Below are 15,506 nucleotides of genomic sequence, written 5' to 3'. Positions count from 1 at the left end.
TCGAGCGACCGACTCACTGATTCGCATTGATGATTTGCGCAGGCTTTTCGCCCTCCGAACAGACCTCACCTGACTGCGACTCGCAATTTTGTTGCGAATGTGCTATATAATGCATCAACCGGACTGGTTGGTCCCAGTCTCGGCAGTTAGAATTAGGAAGGCCAAGTACCAGCAACGACAATTCGCGACGGGTTCTGCCAGACTCACACTTCGCCCGAAGTGGAGGTCGAATGCGGGATTTTTCGATCACTGTTTCGTCGGTTAGGACCCGCTGGAGGCCGCCGCTAGAAAGGAATTCGCATGGCAAGCAATGCGCCCGCCTTCACTGTAGGCGATTATGTTGTTTACCCCAAGCACGGCGTTGGCCGTGTGATCGAACTGCAAAACGAAGAAATCGCCGGAATGCAGCTTGAGTTGTACGTGCTCCGGTTCGAAAAAGAGCGCATGACCCTCCGCGTGCCGACCAACAAGGTCGAATCGATCGGAATGCGCAAGCTTTCCAGCGACAAGACTCTCAAAGAGGCGATGGAAACTCTCAAAGGCAAACCGAAGGTCAAGCGCACCATGTGGTCTCGCCGGGCCCAGGAATATGAAGCGAAAATCAATTCAGGCGAGATTGTTCTGATTGCAGAAGTCACGCGCGATCTGTTCCGTCCAGACGATCAGCCAGAGCAAAGCTATTCTGAGCGTCAGATCTTCGAAGCCGCCTCAAGCCGTCTGGCACGCGAGCTTGCCGCGATGGAAGAAACCGACGAAGCGACAGCCCTTGAGAAGATCCTTGAGGTGCTTCGTGAGCACGCTCCGCAGTATTATGAAAACACCGACGAGAGCTAAGGCTCTCTTCCGATCTGCGAACAAAGGGGCTGCCCGAAAGGGTGGCCCTTTTTCATTGCCCCCTCAGCAAAACCCCATAGGCTTGAACTGATCCTGTTGGTGTATTATATAAGTAATACGCACAGTCTTTGGTGGAGGAACCTCATGTCATCATCACCCCGCACTCGCATCCTTGCGTTCGCATCGCTTCCCTTAGCTCTTGGCCTTGCCGGCTGTTTCAGCATGGATGGTACAATCAATGGGGAGGCGGGCGTGCCTTTATCCGAGCTGGATACAGCCGGTTCAACTCCGCTTGAGCTCATCGTCCAAGGGCCAGACGATGTCATTCTGACCGAGGGTGATACGCTGAGCATTGATGTCGAAGGGGGTGACGACGCGGTCGCCGCTGTACGTTTCGTTATTGATGAGGACTTTCTTGGAATCACACGCGAACAAGGATCCTGGGACTATGCGTCCCCCGCTACTATCCGTGTTACAATGCCAGCACCCAGAGATATCGCAGTTTCAGGGAGCGGCAGCGTAGAAGCCAATGCTCTGGCTCAAAATGCGGAAGTCGCGCTTTCCGGTTCTGGCAGCTTTGCCAGTGGAGACGTTGAGGTTCAGAGCATTGAAGTTCATGTCAGTGGCTCTGGCAGTGCGAAATTTGGCAAAATTACTGCGGAGGCTCTCGAACTCAGCCTGTCTGGCTCGGGAAGCGTTTATGGCGAGGGAAACACCGAGCGCCTAAATGCCAGTCTTTCTGGATCAAGCGGAATCGACTTCGCAAAGCTGAAGGCAGACGACGCCCGCCTCTCCGTAAGCGGATCGGGCAGTGTCAATCTCCAGTCTGACGGCACAGTAACAGCAGATCTTTCGGGGTCCGGCAGTGTTCGTGTGACGGGCACGGCAAAATGTACTGAGCGCGCCTCAGGATCAGGATCCCTGAACTGTTCGGGCTGATCCGAGCCAACAGAATGGTGAATCGTTGTAGCAAGTGGTAATCCCTCACTTGCTTTCGACGATCGGCAAGCGCAAACTCAACAGCATGCGCATCACTCCTTTGCTCGCCATTGCCCTAGCAACCTTTCCGCTCACGCTTTCAGGTTGTCTTGTAAAAGCCGCTGCTGATGTGGTCACGGCACCAGTGCGCATGGGAAGCAAGGCAGTTGATCTTGCTACCACCAGCCAATCTGAAGCCGACGAAAACCGAGGGCGCGAAATACGCAGGCGCGAAGCGCGGTTGGCACGACTTGAAAAGCAGTATCGCGAAGAGGTCGAAGATTGCGAAGATGGCGATCGGGGGGCCTGCAAAGACGCGGAAAAAACCCGTGAGGAAATCGAAGAGCTTGTGCCACAAGTTCCGCTCGAGCCGCGCTGATTTATTGAGTCGCTGCGCGCCGTAACCGGTCATTGATCGCACGACCCACTCCAGACTCGGGAATGGGCGCGACGGCAATCCGGGGCTTGCTTGACGCTGCAGCACGGTGAAGGTTTTCGTAGAGCTGTGCAGCCGCCAAATTGAGATCACCGCTTTCGCTGAGATTGCAATCGCCATCGAGAGGCCCGAAGCCGATCCAAAACTCGTCTGGCGCAACTTCTGTGGCTTCGAGGCGCACTGGCTTGCCAGGAGAGTAGTGACGCGCGAGTTGACCGGGAGCTTCGATTTTCACGGCGCTTTTCGGAGATTCGGGCCCAAGGGTTTGCTCAAGCGTTTCTTTCGTAATTGGACCGGGGCGCAAAAGGCTCCATTCGCCTTCTTTGCGCAGAGCCACGATCGTGGACTCGAGCCCGGCTTGCGTTGGCCCTCCCAAGATAACCGCAGGGCACGAAACACCCAGCGAAGCCATGACATGCTCAGGCTTGGTTGGACTTACTCCTTCGCTGCGATTGGCTGAGGGGGCGGCCAAGGGAAAATCCAGCCTGTCCAACAAGGCACTCATAACAGGGTGTCCCGGGTGCCGAAGCGCAATTGTCGGGAGGCCCGCACTCACTGCGGCGGCCAATCCAGCTCTCTCGCGCATCGGCAGGACAAGAGTCAGTGGCCCGGGCCAATATCGCGCGGCCAAACCGCGTGCACTTTCATCAAAATAGGCAAGAGCTTCAGCCTGCTCAATGCTTTTCACATGAACGATCAACGGATTGAAACTGGGGCGACCTTTGGCGTCGTAAATCCGTGCAACTGCTTCAGCCGAATCGGCACGCGCAGCAAGGCCATAGACCGTCTCCGTTGGCACGGCGACCAGGCCACCGTCGGCCAAAATCTCCGCTGCGCGCGCAAGACCCTCATCCTTGGCCGACAACTGTTCCGTAACGTTCTTGCGGGGCATGTCTTCGCGCTATATCTGATAGTTCAATTTTCCAAGTGAACTCTTTCTTGGATTCCTTGCCCTAGCCCCAAGAGGAAAATCCCAGTGACCCCTTACACTCCGCCCACCCAAGACCAATTGCTGGCCATCCGCGTGAATGCCGGCATCGAAGAACTCGCGAAATCAAAGAAGTTTTCTCATGCAGAAAGCGATCTGGTCGAAGCGATAGTCGAAGGGGTTGGACAGTTCGCCTCCGGTGAGTTCGCCCCGCTCAATCGAGTGGGTGATCTTGAAGGTGCGAAGCTTGAGAATGGCGTTGTGCGCCTGCCCGATGGATTCAAAGAATCCTATGACACCTATGTAGAGCAGGGTTGGAACTCGATTGCGAGCTCGATCGACCATGGCGGGCAAGGACTCCCCTTCACGCTCTCTTGTAATGTGCTCGAAAATCTGGGTGCTGCCAATATGGCGTTCTGTTTGCTTCCGATGCTTTCGGTCGGTGCGGTTGAGGCATTAGAGCATCACGGCAGCGACGCACAGCAGGCGATGTATCTTCCTGATCTCATCAGCGGGAAATGGTCGGGCACCATGAACCTGACCGAGCCGGCTGCTGGGAGCGACGTAGGCGCACTGCGCTCAACGGCCGAGCCGATCACCGACGGCGAACATGCGGGTAAATACAAGATCAAGGGTCAGAAGATCTACATCACCTGGGGTGATCACACTCTTGCTGAAAACATCATCCACCTCGTGCTTGCTCGCCTACCCGGTGCACCTGAAGGCTCGCGCGGAATCTCGCTGTTTGTGGTGCCAAAATATCATGTGAACGCCGACGGGTCGCTCGGGCCACACAACGACTGTCGTCCCGTGAGCCTCGAGCACAAGCTTGGCATCAACGCCTCGCCCACTTGCGTCATGTCCTATGGCGACAATGACAATTGCATTGGCGAACTCGTCGGCGCGGAGAACCGTGGGTTGATGGCAATGTTCACGATGATGAACAATGCGCGGATCAATGTTGGCAACCAGGGCGTTCAGATAGGCGAACGCGCAACGCAGCAGGCGATTGCCTACGCCATGGAGCGGGTGCAGTCGGCGCGCGCGGGCTCTCCCGACAAGACCCCGGTTGCGATTATCGAACACCCTGATGTGCGGCGAATGATTCTGCGGATGAAATCTCTGACCGAAGGCGCGCGTGCGCTCCTTTACTATTGCGCGGGTCAAGTTGATCGCGGGACACTGGATGACAGCGCGTCCGGCATGCGCTCGGAAATCCTCGTCCCTCTGCTGAAAGCTTGGGGCACAGACGTCGGTGTCGAAGTTGCAGGCATTGGAGTGCAAATCCATGGAGGCATGGGCTTTGTCGAGGAAACCGGTGCAGCACAGCATTGGCGCGATTCGCGTATTGCTCCGATTTATGAAGGCACAAATGGCATTCAGGCCGCCGACCTTGTGACCCGCAAGCTTGGTCTGGAAGGCGGCGAGGCGATGCTTACGCTTCTCGACGAAATTGCCCGTGACGCTGGCAGCGAACCCAATCTCGCAGCGCTCGCACAAGATTGCGCTGGAATCGCCCGCTGGATGCGTGATGAAGCGAGCCTTGATGACCGTCTTGCCGGAAGCGTGCCGTTCTGCACCATGACAGCAGTAGCTGTTGCTGGCTGGCAACTGATGAAGCAGGCCGAAGCTATCGCAAATGGTGCAGCGCCCGCCTTGGCAAAAACCAAGCCTGTAACGGCGCGCTTCTTTCTAGACAGGATTGTCCCTGAGGCAATCGGCCTCAAGGCGGGAGCAACCGCTGGGGCGGACGATCTCTATACGCTTTCGCCCGAAGCATTGGCAGGCTGACCCGCAAAGGATGAGCGAGCGCGACCAAGCCTTGGAGCGGATTGCTGCCGCGCTCGAACGGTTAGCTCCTGAGCCAAAGAGTCCGACCGATTGGGCTGGCCATCCCGCCTATCTGTGGTTGGGCGAAGAACCGCGCGCGTTGGGGGCCTTGGACGCGCTTCCCCTAACCCAGTTGCGCAGGATCGATACGCAGAAGACAACCCTGTACGAGAACCTCAAGCGCTTGGCGGAAGGTGCCGCGGCGCACGATATGTTGCTTTGGGGTGCGCGAGGCATGGGGAAGTCCGCGCTGGTGCGCTCGGCGGTGCGTGATTTGCAGAATGCGGGCGCGCACATCGCATTGGTGCAGGTGACACCGCCTGGCTTCGCCTCAATTCCCCAGCTGATCGAAGCACTGATGCCGCAACCGCGCGCCTTCCTCCTCTTCATCGATGATCTCGGCTTTGACGAAGGGGATTTGCAAGGAAACTTGGCGCTTCGCAGCCTTCTTGATGGCGGGGCATTAGGCAGGCCGGCGCACATCAAGGTTGTTGTCACCTCCAACCGGCGTGCCATTGTTCAGCGTGAGGCAGATTCGCCGACCGCTCTCCACGAACGCGATGAGCGCGACAATGCACTAGCGCTGGCGGATCGGTTCGGACTGACGCTCGCCTTTCACCCATGCGATCAGGCGACCTATCTGGAGATTGTGCGCGCCTACACCGATCCGCTCGGGCTGGAAATCGACGAAACCGAAGCGCAGAGCTGGGCTATTGCACGCGGCAATCGTTCAGGGCGCACGGCGTATCAATTCGCCTGCGAGGTTGCAGGCCGCGCTGGCCTCGCTCTCTAAACCAGCTTTACTCGACGACCTGCCCAGCCTGCTCGCGCAGATAATCTTCCTCAAATGCCTGACGCGGATCAATCAATTCGCGAAGCGGCGGAAGTGGTTCGCCGGTCAGTTCTGCAATGCCCTCACCAGGTTCGCTTTCCGGCGCGAGCGTGCGCCAGATAATGCCAGCCGTATCGTCCGAAACCAACAAGGAGCCATCACTGGCCCATTCGACCCAGGTTGGACGGCCCTTGGTGCTGCCGTCTTCGTTAAGAAAACCAGTGAGCACCGGAACCGGCTTTCCAATCGGATTTCCGAGTTCATCAAACGCAACATAAACAACATCATAGCCTGATGGCGGTTTACGGTTCCACGACCCGTGACGCGCAATGAACGCACCGCTCGCAAATTCGTCGCCCATTCGGTGACCTTCAGCGGTGAAAACCAGTCCGAGCGCGGCAACATGCGGGCCAAGCGCAAACTCGGGATAGCGCGTGTATTCAGTCAGATAATTGGGCATCCGGATCTTCACCCGGCGATCGATATTGTCTTTGAAGTACACCCAAGGCCAACCGTATTGCGCCCCAACCGGCACATTGGTGAGATAGTCTGGAACAAGGTCAGAGCCGAGCATATCGCGCTCATTGACCGTGGTCCAAAGCTCGCCCGACCAAGGGCTGAAGTCGAGGCCGTTGGGATTGCGAAGGCCCACAGCGAAAGGCCGAGTGCTCCCGCTTTCGAGGTTTAGCTCCCAGATCATGGCGCGGCCTTCCTCGACCGCCATGCCCTGCTCACCAATATTGCTGACGGAGCCGACCGCAATATACATCCGGTCGCCGTCGGGATGCACTTCGATATTGCGCATCCAGTGGCCCCCACCGGGCGGGAGGTCCATAATACTGCGCGCTTCGCTGCTCGCGGTTTCTGCACCCAGCTCATAGTCGAAAGCCAAGACCGCATTGTGGTTGGCGACGTAGAGCGTGCCATCATGCCAGCTGATTCCAGACGGGGAATCGAGCCCATCGTCGGCATTGAGAAGAACCTCTTGAACTTCGGCCTCGCCATCACCGTCTGCATCTCGCAACAGCACCAGCTCATTGGCAGAGGCACCTGCAGCACCTGCTCGGCTAAAGAGGATTCCCCCAATCCAGCCGCGAACAGTGTCGAACACTCCATGATCATCGTCAGCGCCCTCTTCACGCGCGGGGGCTCTCGTGAGCGTGACCAGCACATCACCATTGGGCAATGCGTAAAGCACTCGGGGATGATCGAGGCCTTCGGCGAAGCGGTTAACCGCAAAGCCATCCGCCGTCGCAGGCGCTTGTCCGTCTTCCCAACCGACAGGCTCCGCGATCTGAACCGTTGGGAAGTTTTCCGCCGATGGCGCTGCCAAAACAGGATCGGTCCCTGTCGCGTCATCAACGCTGAGTTCGGCCGTCTGGCCAAGTGAGAGATAAAACAGTCCAGCCCCAGCGACGATCAGAAATACGACGAGAGCGATTGCGAGCTTGCGAATGATACCCATGTGAGGCGCGATACGGCAGCCTTGTGCTTGCCACAAGCACCCAGTGGCCGCATGGAGCGCGCGCGAGCGAGGAAACCGATACAATGTTTGATTTCAAACCCGACGAGGCACTCGGCAAACCGGAGCTTTATCGTCAATTGAACGAAGCTGCCGACGCTTTAACAAGCGCGGAGCCCGATGCGGTTGCCAATATGGCGAATGTTGCGGCGCTCATCTGGGAATTCGTGCCTGAGCTCAATTGGGCCGGCTTTTATCGTATGGGCGGGAATGCATCTGGCGGTGATGAGCTGGTGCTTGGCCCGTTCAACGGTCGGCCTGCCTGTATTCGTATCCCGATTGGCGTTGGCGTTTGCGGTGCAGCTGCCAAAACGGGCGAAACCCAGCTGGTCGAAGATGTTCACGCTTTCCCCGGGCACATTGCCTGTGACACAGCCAGCCGGTCGGAAGTGGTTGTCCCGGTCATGCGCGATGGCAAAGTCATCGCGGTAATTGATCTCGACAGCCCCAGGCCCGCTCGCTTCACCCAAGAAGATGCCGATGGTCTTGAGGCCCTCGCCAGAATGCTTGTCGATCGGATCTAGCCCCCGCTTACCTTCTTCGCTGTTTTCGCCCCGTTTCGAGACAGGTCGCTCGAGGGCATTTGTGGGTGCCTGTGGGCGCATGGTAATGATTTACTAAGCATATTTCTGATGCGCTGAATACGAGTCGTTCGTCTGCGATTCCTGGCGCAAGAGGGGACCCAGAATGACACTCACTGCCCGTACTCGCACGACTTTCACCGGCATTGGTCTGGCGAGCGCTGCCATGGCGCTCCCATCAACCGCGTTCGCGCAGGACATTATGCCCGATATGCCTCAGGTCGAGGTGTTGAGCGAGGCCGAGACCCGTACGCTTCCAGTTGATCTTCAGACCGCGCCCACGCGATCGGCGATGGACGGCGAGGTCAGCATTGGGGCAGATGGGGTTGAAACGATCACCCGCACACGGCGGATTACTCGCGCTGTTCCTGCTGCCGACTCGGCGAACGCATGGGTCGAGCGTGAGGAATATGCCACACCGGTTCACACTCGCCATTACTCACATGCGTATGCGCCAGCCGCTTATGCCCCAGGTGCTCAAGTGTTTCAGCGCGAACAGTGGATCGCCGAATGCGAACGCCGCACTGATGGACATAGAGGTCGCAAGAAAGGTGGAATCATCGGTGGCCTTCTAGGCGCGATCGCCGGTGGGATTATTGGCAATCGACTGTGGGACAGCGAACGCCTTGCTGGAACACTGATTGGCGTTGGTGCAGGCGGGATTGGCGGGGCTCTGCTGGGCGGCCTGATTGGCGGTGGCCGCAATGATCGCGGTGAATATGACTGTGAGGCGGCACTCGATGCCTATCTCTCACAATATTCCCATGGTGCTCCGCGTATTGCTGCCAGGACCATTCCAGCACCCGCTCCCGTCTATGCGGCGCCACCTGTGTACGCTCCGCCCGCCTATGGTTATGGCTATGCCGCGCCGCAGTATTACTACGCACCACCGCAGCAGATCACCTACGTACCGATCGATTATCAGCAACGCCAGCGAGTGATCGTGCGCGAAACGGTTCGCGAAGAGGTTATCCCAGGCGCGCGCCGGGAAATCCCCGCACCGCCTCCTCCTCGTCCCATGCCAGCACCTCGTCCAATCAAGGGCGAGCCACGTATGATCAAGGGCAACTAAGACCGTCTAGTTTGATCCGGTGCTGGCCGCGGCAATAACGGGGCCAGTTGGTCGGTGATTCGGCTGACTGGGGACATCGTCGGGCGTGAGCTTGATTGTCCCGAAGCGGATAACATCCTCATCGCGGTCTAGGGTGAATGTATCTCTCCCGTCCTTGAGCGAGAGCGCGGGCTTAATCTCTAGCGCCTGTGCCGCTTCATCCGAGACCTTGAGGCTGTATTTGCCGTAGGGCACTCGCTGGAACAGAAAGAATCCATCGAACTCGCTGACGGTTTCGGCCGCGACCGCGCCTCTCTCATCAATCAGCTGCAATCTCACCCCGGATTGCTCAAGGCCTGAGGCATTGCGCAGCGAACCCTCGACCTCGCCCGTAGGAGAGACGGCCAATTCGATCTGCGCCGCGACACCGGGGCGCGGAGTTACCACAATCCCTTTTGTCGAAGGTGCAAGGAACGGATCTTCGAGCGAGCTTTCATCGATTCCAACGAGAACGGGGAAGAACGGACGCAGCTCATCAACGATCGCTGTGCCATTCTCACCGGTTACGGCATCCGTGCTTCGCAATCCTGCTTCAACCAGCACGTTTTCAAGCAAGGGTTCACCAGCGTCACGGCGATCGTTGCCATTATCATCGCGGAACACGGTGACTGCTGCCTGACCATTCCTTGCCAGTTTGGCCTGCGATACGCGTACACCACCTGAAACTGGGTTGGGACCCAGGCTAAAGGCGGCCTGAATCCCAGCGCCAACACCACCATTTGAGGTCACGAATGCATCACCACGGAGCGAGAACTCCTTGAATCGACGCGTGTATCCAGCGGTCAGACGGAATTCATCGTTGCTTGAGGTGTATTCAAGGTCACCTTGGAGCGCTCCATCGTCTCCGATATCGGCTTCAAGGCGAACGAGTGCCGATTCCAGCCCTTGATTGGGCCCATTTGCTAGGAATGTTGCATTTCCACGCAATCTAAAGTCGCGCCATCGCCGGTTTGCGATCAATGTGAGTTCGGTTCGGTCATTTTGCGGCCTGCCGCTGTCTTTTTCATGCGCGATGAGACCGGATAGTGACAACCTGCCCGCGGTCACTGAAGTAAGCAGGCTTAAGGTGTTGATGGTCTCACCATTGTTGCGTTTTGCGTGACTCAGCGCGCCCTGAATGGGAATGGACAATCGGCCAGCACGCAGGGCGGTCGAGAAATTGACCCCACCGAGGTAGTCGATGTCGTTCTCTGCGAACTCTCCGGTGAATTCCCCAAAGAACACGCGAGCGTTCGCGCCAAAATTGACGTTTCCAACCCTGCCAAGGGTGTTGAGATTGGTCACAACCCCTCCGCCGAATTCATGGGCCGCTGCCAGCTCGAGCTGGGCGAAGGACAATGAGTGCGTGAGCGTTGCCTCAGTATAGGTTCGGCGAACATCATTTCGGACCAGATTGTGAACACCCAAACCTACACTGGTGTGCTTGTTCAACCCTCGCTCAACTCCAGTCCCCCAGCGCCACTCCTGAGGTTGCTCAAAGCGTCGAACATCAAAGGCTTGGAGCTGTATCAGGTCGCGATTCTCTTGCAGAATACCTGCCCAATAGTAGGTCTGACCTGGCTCAATTTGATTGACGCCGACGGGGATCGAGGATCGTTCACGGCGGATCTGACCCTGAGGGCCATAGAGGACAACTTCGAAGTCGTTTCGGCCAAAGAACAACTCAATATCGATGAATTCATATCGACCATCGTCACGCGAGCTTTGAAATTCGATCAATTGGCCATTGCGATAAAGCTCGGCATCCCAGCCAGATGGCAATGTTCCCCTCAGAACAGTCGTCGAAAAGCGCGACGTCTGGTTGAGTGGGCGATTTGTGATGAAAGCACCACGGCCAACCCCCGTTGGGCCCACCAGCCGTCCAGGAACAGTCTCGACATCACCAATTGCGACGTCGGTTGCGTCAAGAGGCCCCAAGAGCCCGCCGTCCGCATTGCTGCGATAGGCCCGAACCCGCACGGACTGGGGGGTCAGCTGATTATCCGTGCTCAGGCGCGCCGTGTAGCTCGCGCCCAAAGCTTCTCCTGCGGCGAAAAGCTCAATCCGACCAGCTACACCGCTATTCTTTCGGGCCTCCACATCGGCAACCACATCAACCGATGGGGTGCGCCAGGCGCGATATTCCATCTCAGCCGACGGGTATTGAGACAGGTCAAAGGTTACATTGCGAGGTCTAATCTTCTCAGCACGCTTTCGCCGCTCAATCGCCTGCATGAAGGGCAGATCGGTCTCAGATTCGAGGCGAACAGCAGCGTTAAACAGATCAGGCTTGAACTCGACCCCAAACCACAGCGATAGCGCATCGGTATCCACACACCACCCTTCTGGCGTGTCGTAAATATCGTTAGCAAGTGGGACGGGACCAGTGTTCACGTTTTGTACTGTATCAGAGGAACGATCAATGGTTATTTCCTGGTCCTCCGCGAACAACCAGCCAGTTGCGCGGCGCGACTTCTTGTCGATGCGGATCGGCAGGTCGAGCGATTGCACCACATCGGCAAGGTCGAGGCACACCCCGCGGTCGGTCTGGTAGCCGCGTACATCGTAGGATAATCTGAAATTCTTGATGGTCAACTGAAGCAGAAGATAGTCGTCTTCATTCGCCTGCCATCCGCTATCAGTGGATCCGCTCGTTTGAGCGGCAACGGGATCGGCAGACGCAAACGAGCCAAGCGCCACTGCGAAACCCGCAGCGGCGCTCAGTACTCGTTTGCGTAAGACAGTCATCAGATGAGTTCCGGGAGTGACCCGATCCCTAGGGGCAGGACCTAGCCGATCATTCCGTCAACGGCCGCGATCAGGCCCCCGCCCAGCTCTGGCAGCTCGCGGTACTCGATCCGCGCAGGACCTTTGATTTGCTCGACCTGCTCGGGCGTCAGATTGACGCGCACTTGGCGTGAGCCAACCTCAGGATAAACAGCGATCCCTCCGGCCAGGATCATCGGTTCGTCCAGGCCGTCCTTGACGACGCTGAGCACCCCATAGGTTGAGCTTTCACCCGAACGCTCGATCGACATCGCAAGCTCGGGACCATTTTCCCCCTGCACAATACTGGGCTGCGTTAACGCGACCTGCGCTTCAACGCGGCCGTGGCGAACGATAATGGGAATGGTAATCCCGTAGATCGGGATAAGCTTGAAAGAGACCGCATCAGTTTGCGTTTGTTCCTCCGTAACCTCGCGTGGACGCGGAATCGCTTTGAAGGACATATGCACGCGGTATTCGCCGTCCGGAAGCTCAGCACCCGGACGCGCTGCCAGGCGCACCGCCTGCGGTTGCCCTGGCGGAAGTGAGATCCGGCGCGGTGCATAACGGATCATCCCAAGCGATGCTTCTTCAACACCATTGGCTTCGGTCTTCTCGACCGGGACCAAGCGCCCTGCTTCGGTCATGCGGCGCAGCTCGAGGCTGATACGATACGTTGCTTCTTCAGAACCGATATTGCTGAGGATCACTTCGGTGCCGCGCGACCCATCGAGCACCACCCGCGTCGGAGCCACGAGCAAATCGCCTTGGGCTTGTGCGGGCGTGGTGAGCCCTAGAGCACCAAACGCGGCAAGGCCGGCCGCTACAAGTGAGAATTTTCGCAAAGACTTCAAGAACATGATTCGATTGGCTCCCCGTGTTGGAAGCCCTTATTCGCCCGGACTTCCACGTAGTTTCACGTGGGTTTGGTAAGCAATCAGGGTTAAGATTGGTTAAAGATGTGCGGGTGTTTTGAAGGGTTCACCCAAGCAAAAAGCCGCAGCCCTTTAGTAAGGGTGCGGCTTTCGTGCTCTTCTCGAGTGACGCCAAGCTGTCTTGGCGCCCAAAGCGAGGAGTTTACTGGTACTCGACGGTTACGTCGAATGAACCAACATAGGTGCCAGCAACTTCGCTACCATCGAGGTCGATCGTGCCGCCAACATTGAAGCTTTCGCTGCCGCTGAAGCCGAAAAAGCCACCGAATGACCCGTCATCTAGGCCGGTCAACTCGATATTGTGCTCAGCATTCGGTGAACCCGCAAAACCGGTGTGCGTCAGGGACACTGGGTTCGTGAAAAGATCCTGTACCGACACAAGAACGTTGGTGTTTGCAGCACCAGTTACAGTGAAGGTCGATGCTTGCTCGGTTCCACCTGGGCCGCAAATTACGTCACCAAAGCAGTCGCGGAAGCCGGTTGAGTCGACAGTCACGCTACCGCCGGCTGAGCCCGCGTTCAGTACGAGAGCGCCAAAGTCCAGGTCGGCATCGTTGGTGAGTTGGAGCGCAGCGAGAACTTCTGCTCGTGCATCTGCGCTTTCAGAAACTTGTGCGTGAGCAGCTGAGCCGAGGCCCATAGCGGCAAAGAGCGCTACGCCTGCTGCTGCTGAGCGGATGATCTTGGTCATTAAGTGGTCCTTCCGAAAGTTCTTTTCCTTATTGCCAGGATGACCGCGAAAGCACTCTCGCAACCCGTCGCGAATCACTGCGCCTAGATCACCCTAACCGAACGTATTTTTCCTCGTTCGTCAGACCTAAGTAGAAGTCCGGGGTTCCGCTTTCGTTTTTAGGTGTGGTTAACAATCGCGTAAGGTTTTGCACTGAAGCGCATTAGAACACTGAAATTTTTGGATTTTTACTTTCAGGTGTCGCGAAAATTCTTCTTAAAAATCACCACCTGTAAGGCGCTGACAGACCAAATCGAGCTGATCGAGCGAGCCATACTTAATGGTAATTGCACCAGTTCGAGGGTCGGCATCCGCCTTGATCCGAACTGTGAGACCCAGGAACTCTTCCAGATGCCGCTGGACCGCAATGATATCAGCGTCATCGCCTGAAATGGCGATGGCCTTTGGTGTCGCCGCGCCTTCACTCACCGCCTTGCCGGCTTTACGAACCAATTTCTCGATCTCGCGTACCGAGAGGTTATCATTGACCGCCAGCTTTGCGAGCTTTGTGGCCTCTTCGTGCCCAACGAGTGCGCGCGCGTGACCCATCGAGAGTTTCCCACCCTCTACAAGATCAAGAACTGGCTCTGGCAGGCCCAAAAGGCGTTGAATATTAGCAACATGGCTCCGGGATTTTTCCACCATGCGGGCTATCTCGGCCTGAGTCATGCCCTCATCGTCTGAGAGGCGCTGATATGCCCGTGCCTCTTCGACAGGGTTGAGATCCTCGCGTTGGAGGTTTTCGATAAGCGCCAGGGCCATGACTTCGCGTTCGCTCAATTCGCGAACAAGCGCCGGAATTTGGTGCAGTCTCGCTTTCTGCGCGGCGCGCCAGCGTCGCTCACCCGCGACCAGCTGGTAGCGTCCTTTCCCTTTAGGACGCACGATAATCGGCTGAATCACTCCGCGCGAGGCGATCGATGCCGCCAATTCTTCGAGAGCTGCTTCATCGAAGTGCTTGCGCGGGTTCCCTGGCAGCGGTTCGATTGACGCAATCGGTAATGACTTCAAAGGAGAATCGGACGTAATTTCGGGACTTTCAACCGATTGGCCGGCATGCGTGGCCTTCAATCCACCATCCTGCGCAACACCATCCTGCGCAACAAGGGGCTCTTCTCGCTTGGTCTCGCCCAAAAGTGCACCGAGACCTTTGCCAAGCTTCTTCTTACGATCAGCAGGGCCACGCTGAGGCACGGAGAAACGGATGGGGTCTGTGGTCTTGCCGCTCATGCTGCTGCCTGCCTTTCAGGAGGAAAACGTCCAATAAGTTCGCGCGCAAGCGCAATGTAAGCGCGACTTCCAACACAGCTGTGATCGTACACCAAAGCGGGAAGGCCATGGCTTGGCGCCTCAGACAGACGCACATTGCGCGGAATAACTGTTTCGAACACAAGATCACCCAGACAATCGCGCACATCGTCCGACACCTGATCTGTCAGGCGATTGCGCCGATCAAACATGGTCAACGCGACGCCGATGATACTAAGCGATGGGTTGAACATTTGCTGAACCCTTTCAACGGTTTGCAAGAGCTGACTAAGGCCCTCCAAAGCAAAAAATTCGCATTGAAGCGGCACAAGGATAGAGTCTGCTGCACAAAGCGCATTTAGCGTCAAAAGCCCCAGCGAGGGTGGACAATCGATGAAACAGATATCGTGATCAGTGTGTTGGGAAAGAGCTGCACGCAAGCGTTCTGCACGCTCCTCAACCGAGACCAATTCAACCTCAGCTCCGCTCAAATCGACGGTGGCCGGCACAATATCGAGACCAGGAATGCTAGTTTCGTAGGTCACATCAGAGATCGGGAGATTTTCCACGAGCAGATCATAGCTCGAAAGCTCACGCATTGAGGCCTCAATCCCAAGTCCCGTTGAAGCATTGCCCTGGGGGTCAAGATCAACCAGCAACGTGCGCCAACCCGTAGCCGCCATAGCGGTCGCCATATTGATAGCGGTCGTGGTCTTCCCTACCCCGCCCTTCTGATTTGCAATGGCAATTGTTAGCACTGCCTACTCCCGTTGCTGAAGGGCATCGACAAGCGCAC

14 protein-coding genes are annotated in these 15,506 nt (G+C 57.1%); 7 read left to right on the top strand and 7 right to left on the bottom strand.

From position 1 onward, the window contains the following. Window positions 1-300: 300 nt before the first annotated feature. From Q0778_RS09770 to Q0778_RS09760, 3 genes are all read left to right on the top strand, one after another. Window positions 301-834 (top strand): CarD family transcriptional regulator, encoded by a 534-nt coding sequence (locus Q0778_RS09770; RefSeq protein WP_298306419.1) that lies wholly within the window; start codon window positions 301-303, stop codon window positions 832-834. A gap of 144 nt (window positions 835-978) precedes the next feature. After that, a complete protein-coding gene (locus Q0778_RS09765; protein ID WP_298335738.1) occupies window positions 979-1,773 on the top strand; it encodes a head GIN domain-containing protein in 795 nt (264 codons plus the stop codon). Window positions 1,774-1,858: 85 nt separating this feature from the next. Then, window positions 1,859-2,191 carry a hypothetical protein gene (locus tag Q0778_RS09760; RefSeq protein WP_298306425.1) on the top strand — a complete coding sequence of 111 codons (333 nt, stop codon included), beginning with the start codon at window positions 1,859-1,861 and terminating at the stop codon, window positions 2,189-2,191. Window position 2,192: 1 nt separating this feature from the next. Here the strand turns inward: Q0778_RS09760 and Q0778_RS09755 are convergent, their stop codons facing one another. Further along, a complete protein-coding gene (locus Q0778_RS09755) occupies window positions 2,193-3,140 on the bottom strand; it encodes an L-threonylcarbamoyladenylate synthase (RefSeq protein WP_298335736.1) in 948 nt (315 codons plus the stop codon). A gap of 84 nt (window positions 3,141-3,224) precedes the next feature. On the opposite strand from Q0778_RS09755, the gene Q0778_RS09750 reads away from it, so the two are divergent. Together Q0778_RS09750 and Q0778_RS09745 are read left to right on the top strand one after the other, a co-directional pair. Beyond that, complete coding sequence (locus tag Q0778_RS09750; RefSeq protein WP_298335734.1) at window positions 3,225-4,967, top strand: acyl-CoA dehydrogenase; 1,743 nt, start codon at window positions 3,225-3,227, stop codon at window positions 4,965-4,967. Between the two features lie 10 nt (window positions 4,968-4,977). Beyond that, window positions 4,978-5,799 (top strand): DUF815 domain-containing protein, encoded by an 822-nt coding sequence (locus Q0778_RS09745; RefSeq protein WP_298306434.1) that lies wholly within the window; start codon window positions 4,978-4,980, stop codon window positions 5,797-5,799. A gap of 7 nt (window positions 5,800-5,806) precedes the next feature. Here the strand turns inward: Q0778_RS09745 and Q0778_RS09740 are convergent, their stop codons facing one another. After that, a complete protein-coding gene (locus Q0778_RS09740) occupies window positions 5,807-7,303 on the bottom strand; it encodes a PQQ-dependent sugar dehydrogenase (RefSeq protein WP_298335733.1) in 1,497 nt (498 codons plus the stop codon). Between the two features lie 83 nt (window positions 7,304-7,386). Here Q0778_RS09740 and Q0778_RS09735 point away from each other — a divergent pair, with 83 nt between their 5' ends. Continuing rightward, a complete protein-coding gene (locus tag Q0778_RS09735) occupies window positions 7,387-7,884 on the top strand; it encodes a GAF domain-containing protein (RefSeq protein ID WP_298335731.1) in 498 nt (165 codons plus the stop codon). Window positions 7,885-8,047: 163 nt separating this feature from the next. Beyond that, entirely contained in the window at window positions 8,048-9,013 is a 966-nt protein-coding gene (locus tag Q0778_RS09730; protein WP_298335729.1) for a hypothetical protein, read from the top strand. 6 nt (window positions 9,014-9,019) lie between these two features. Here Q0778_RS09730 and Q0778_RS09725 read toward each other — a convergent pair whose 3' ends face one another. From Q0778_RS09725 to Q0778_RS09705, 5 genes are all read right to left on the bottom strand, one after another. Then, entirely contained in the window at window positions 9,020-11,779 is a 2,760-nt protein-coding gene (locus Q0778_RS09725) for a carboxypeptidase-like regulatory domain-containing protein (protein ID WP_298306448.1), read from the bottom strand. A 41-nt stretch (window positions 11,780-11,820) separates the two neighbouring features. Then, window positions 11,821-12,657 (bottom strand): molecular chaperone, encoded by an 837-nt coding sequence (locus Q0778_RS09720; RefSeq protein ID WP_298335727.1) that lies wholly within the window; start codon window positions 12,655-12,657, stop codon window positions 11,821-11,823. Between the two features lie 217 nt (window positions 12,658-12,874). Continuing rightward, complete coding sequence (locus Q0778_RS09715; protein ID WP_298306452.1) at window positions 12,875-13,423, bottom strand: DUF4402 domain-containing protein; 549 nt, start codon at window positions 13,421-13,423, stop codon at window positions 12,875-12,877. Window positions 13,424-13,678: 255 nt separating this feature from the next. Further along, entirely contained in the window at window positions 13,679-14,692 is a 1,014-nt protein-coding gene (locus tag Q0778_RS09710) for a ParB/RepB/Spo0J family partition protein (RefSeq protein WP_298306454.1), read from the bottom strand. After that, window positions 14,689-15,468 carry an AAA family ATPase gene (locus Q0778_RS09705; RefSeq protein ID WP_298306456.1) on the bottom strand — a complete coding sequence of 260 codons (780 nt, stop codon included), beginning with the start codon at window positions 15,466-15,468 and terminating at the stop codon, window positions 14,689-14,691. The genes Q0778_RS09710 and Q0778_RS09705 overlap by 4 nt, the downstream gene beginning before the upstream one ends. Window positions 15,469-15,506: the final 38 nt, after the last annotated feature.

It is taken from the genome of uncultured Erythrobacter sp. (assembly GCF_947502395.1).
In the GTDB taxonomy this organism is placed as follows: domain Bacteria; phylum Pseudomonadota; class Alphaproteobacteria; order Sphingomonadales; family Sphingomonadaceae; genus Erythrobacter.
The sequence above is the reverse complement of the archived record's forward strand: the minus strand, read 5'-3'. Positions and strand labels throughout refer to the sequence as shown.

Bases quoted from the DNA above. Each gene is read 5' to 3' on its own strand.
- Q0778_RS09725 (WP_298306448.1), bottom strand. From the start codon at position 11,779: ATGACTGTCTTACGCAAACGAGTACTGAGCGCCGCTGCGGGTTTCGCA.
- Q0778_RS09755 (WP_298335736.1), bottom strand. From the start codon at position 3,140: ATGCCCCGCAAGAACGTTACGGAACAGTTGTCGGCCAAGGATGAGGGT.
- Q0778_RS09710 (WP_298306454.1), bottom strand. From the start codon at position 14,692: ATGAGCGGCAAGACCACAGACCCCATCCGTTTCTCCGTGCCTCAGCGT.
- Q0778_RS09735 (WP_298335731.1), top strand. From the start codon at position 7,387: ATGTTTGATTTCAAACCCGACGAGGCACTCGGCAAACCGGAGCTTTAT.
- Q0778_RS09765 (WP_298335738.1), top strand. From the start codon at position 979: ATGTCATCATCACCCCGCACTCGCATCCTTGCGTTCGCATCGCTTCCC.
- Q0778_RS09770 (WP_298306419.1), top strand. From the start codon at position 301: ATGGCAAGCAATGCGCCCGCCTTCACTGTAGGCGATTATGTTGTTTAC.
- Q0778_RS09715 (WP_298306452.1), bottom strand. From the start codon at position 13,423: ATGACCAAGATCATCCGCTCAGCAGCAGCAGGCGTAGCGCTCTTTGCC.
- Q0778_RS09760 (WP_298306425.1), top strand. From the start codon at position 1,859: ATGCGCATCACTCCTTTGCTCGCCATTGCCCTAGCAACCTTTCCGCTC.
- Q0778_RS09730 (WP_298335729.1), top strand. From the start codon at position 8,048: ATGACACTCACTGCCCGTACTCGCACGACTTTCACCGGCATTGGTCTG.
- Q0778_RS09745 (WP_298306434.1), top strand. From the start codon at position 4,978: ATGAGCGAGCGCGACCAAGCCTTGGAGCGGATTGCTGCCGCGCTCGAA.
- Q0778_RS09740 (WP_298335733.1), bottom strand. From the start codon at position 7,303: ATGGGTATCATTCGCAAGCTCGCAATCGCTCTCGTCGTATTTCTGATC.
- Q0778_RS09720 (WP_298335727.1), bottom strand. From the start codon at position 12,657: ATGTTCTTGAAGTCTTTGCGAAAATTCTCACTTGTAGCGGCCGGCCTT.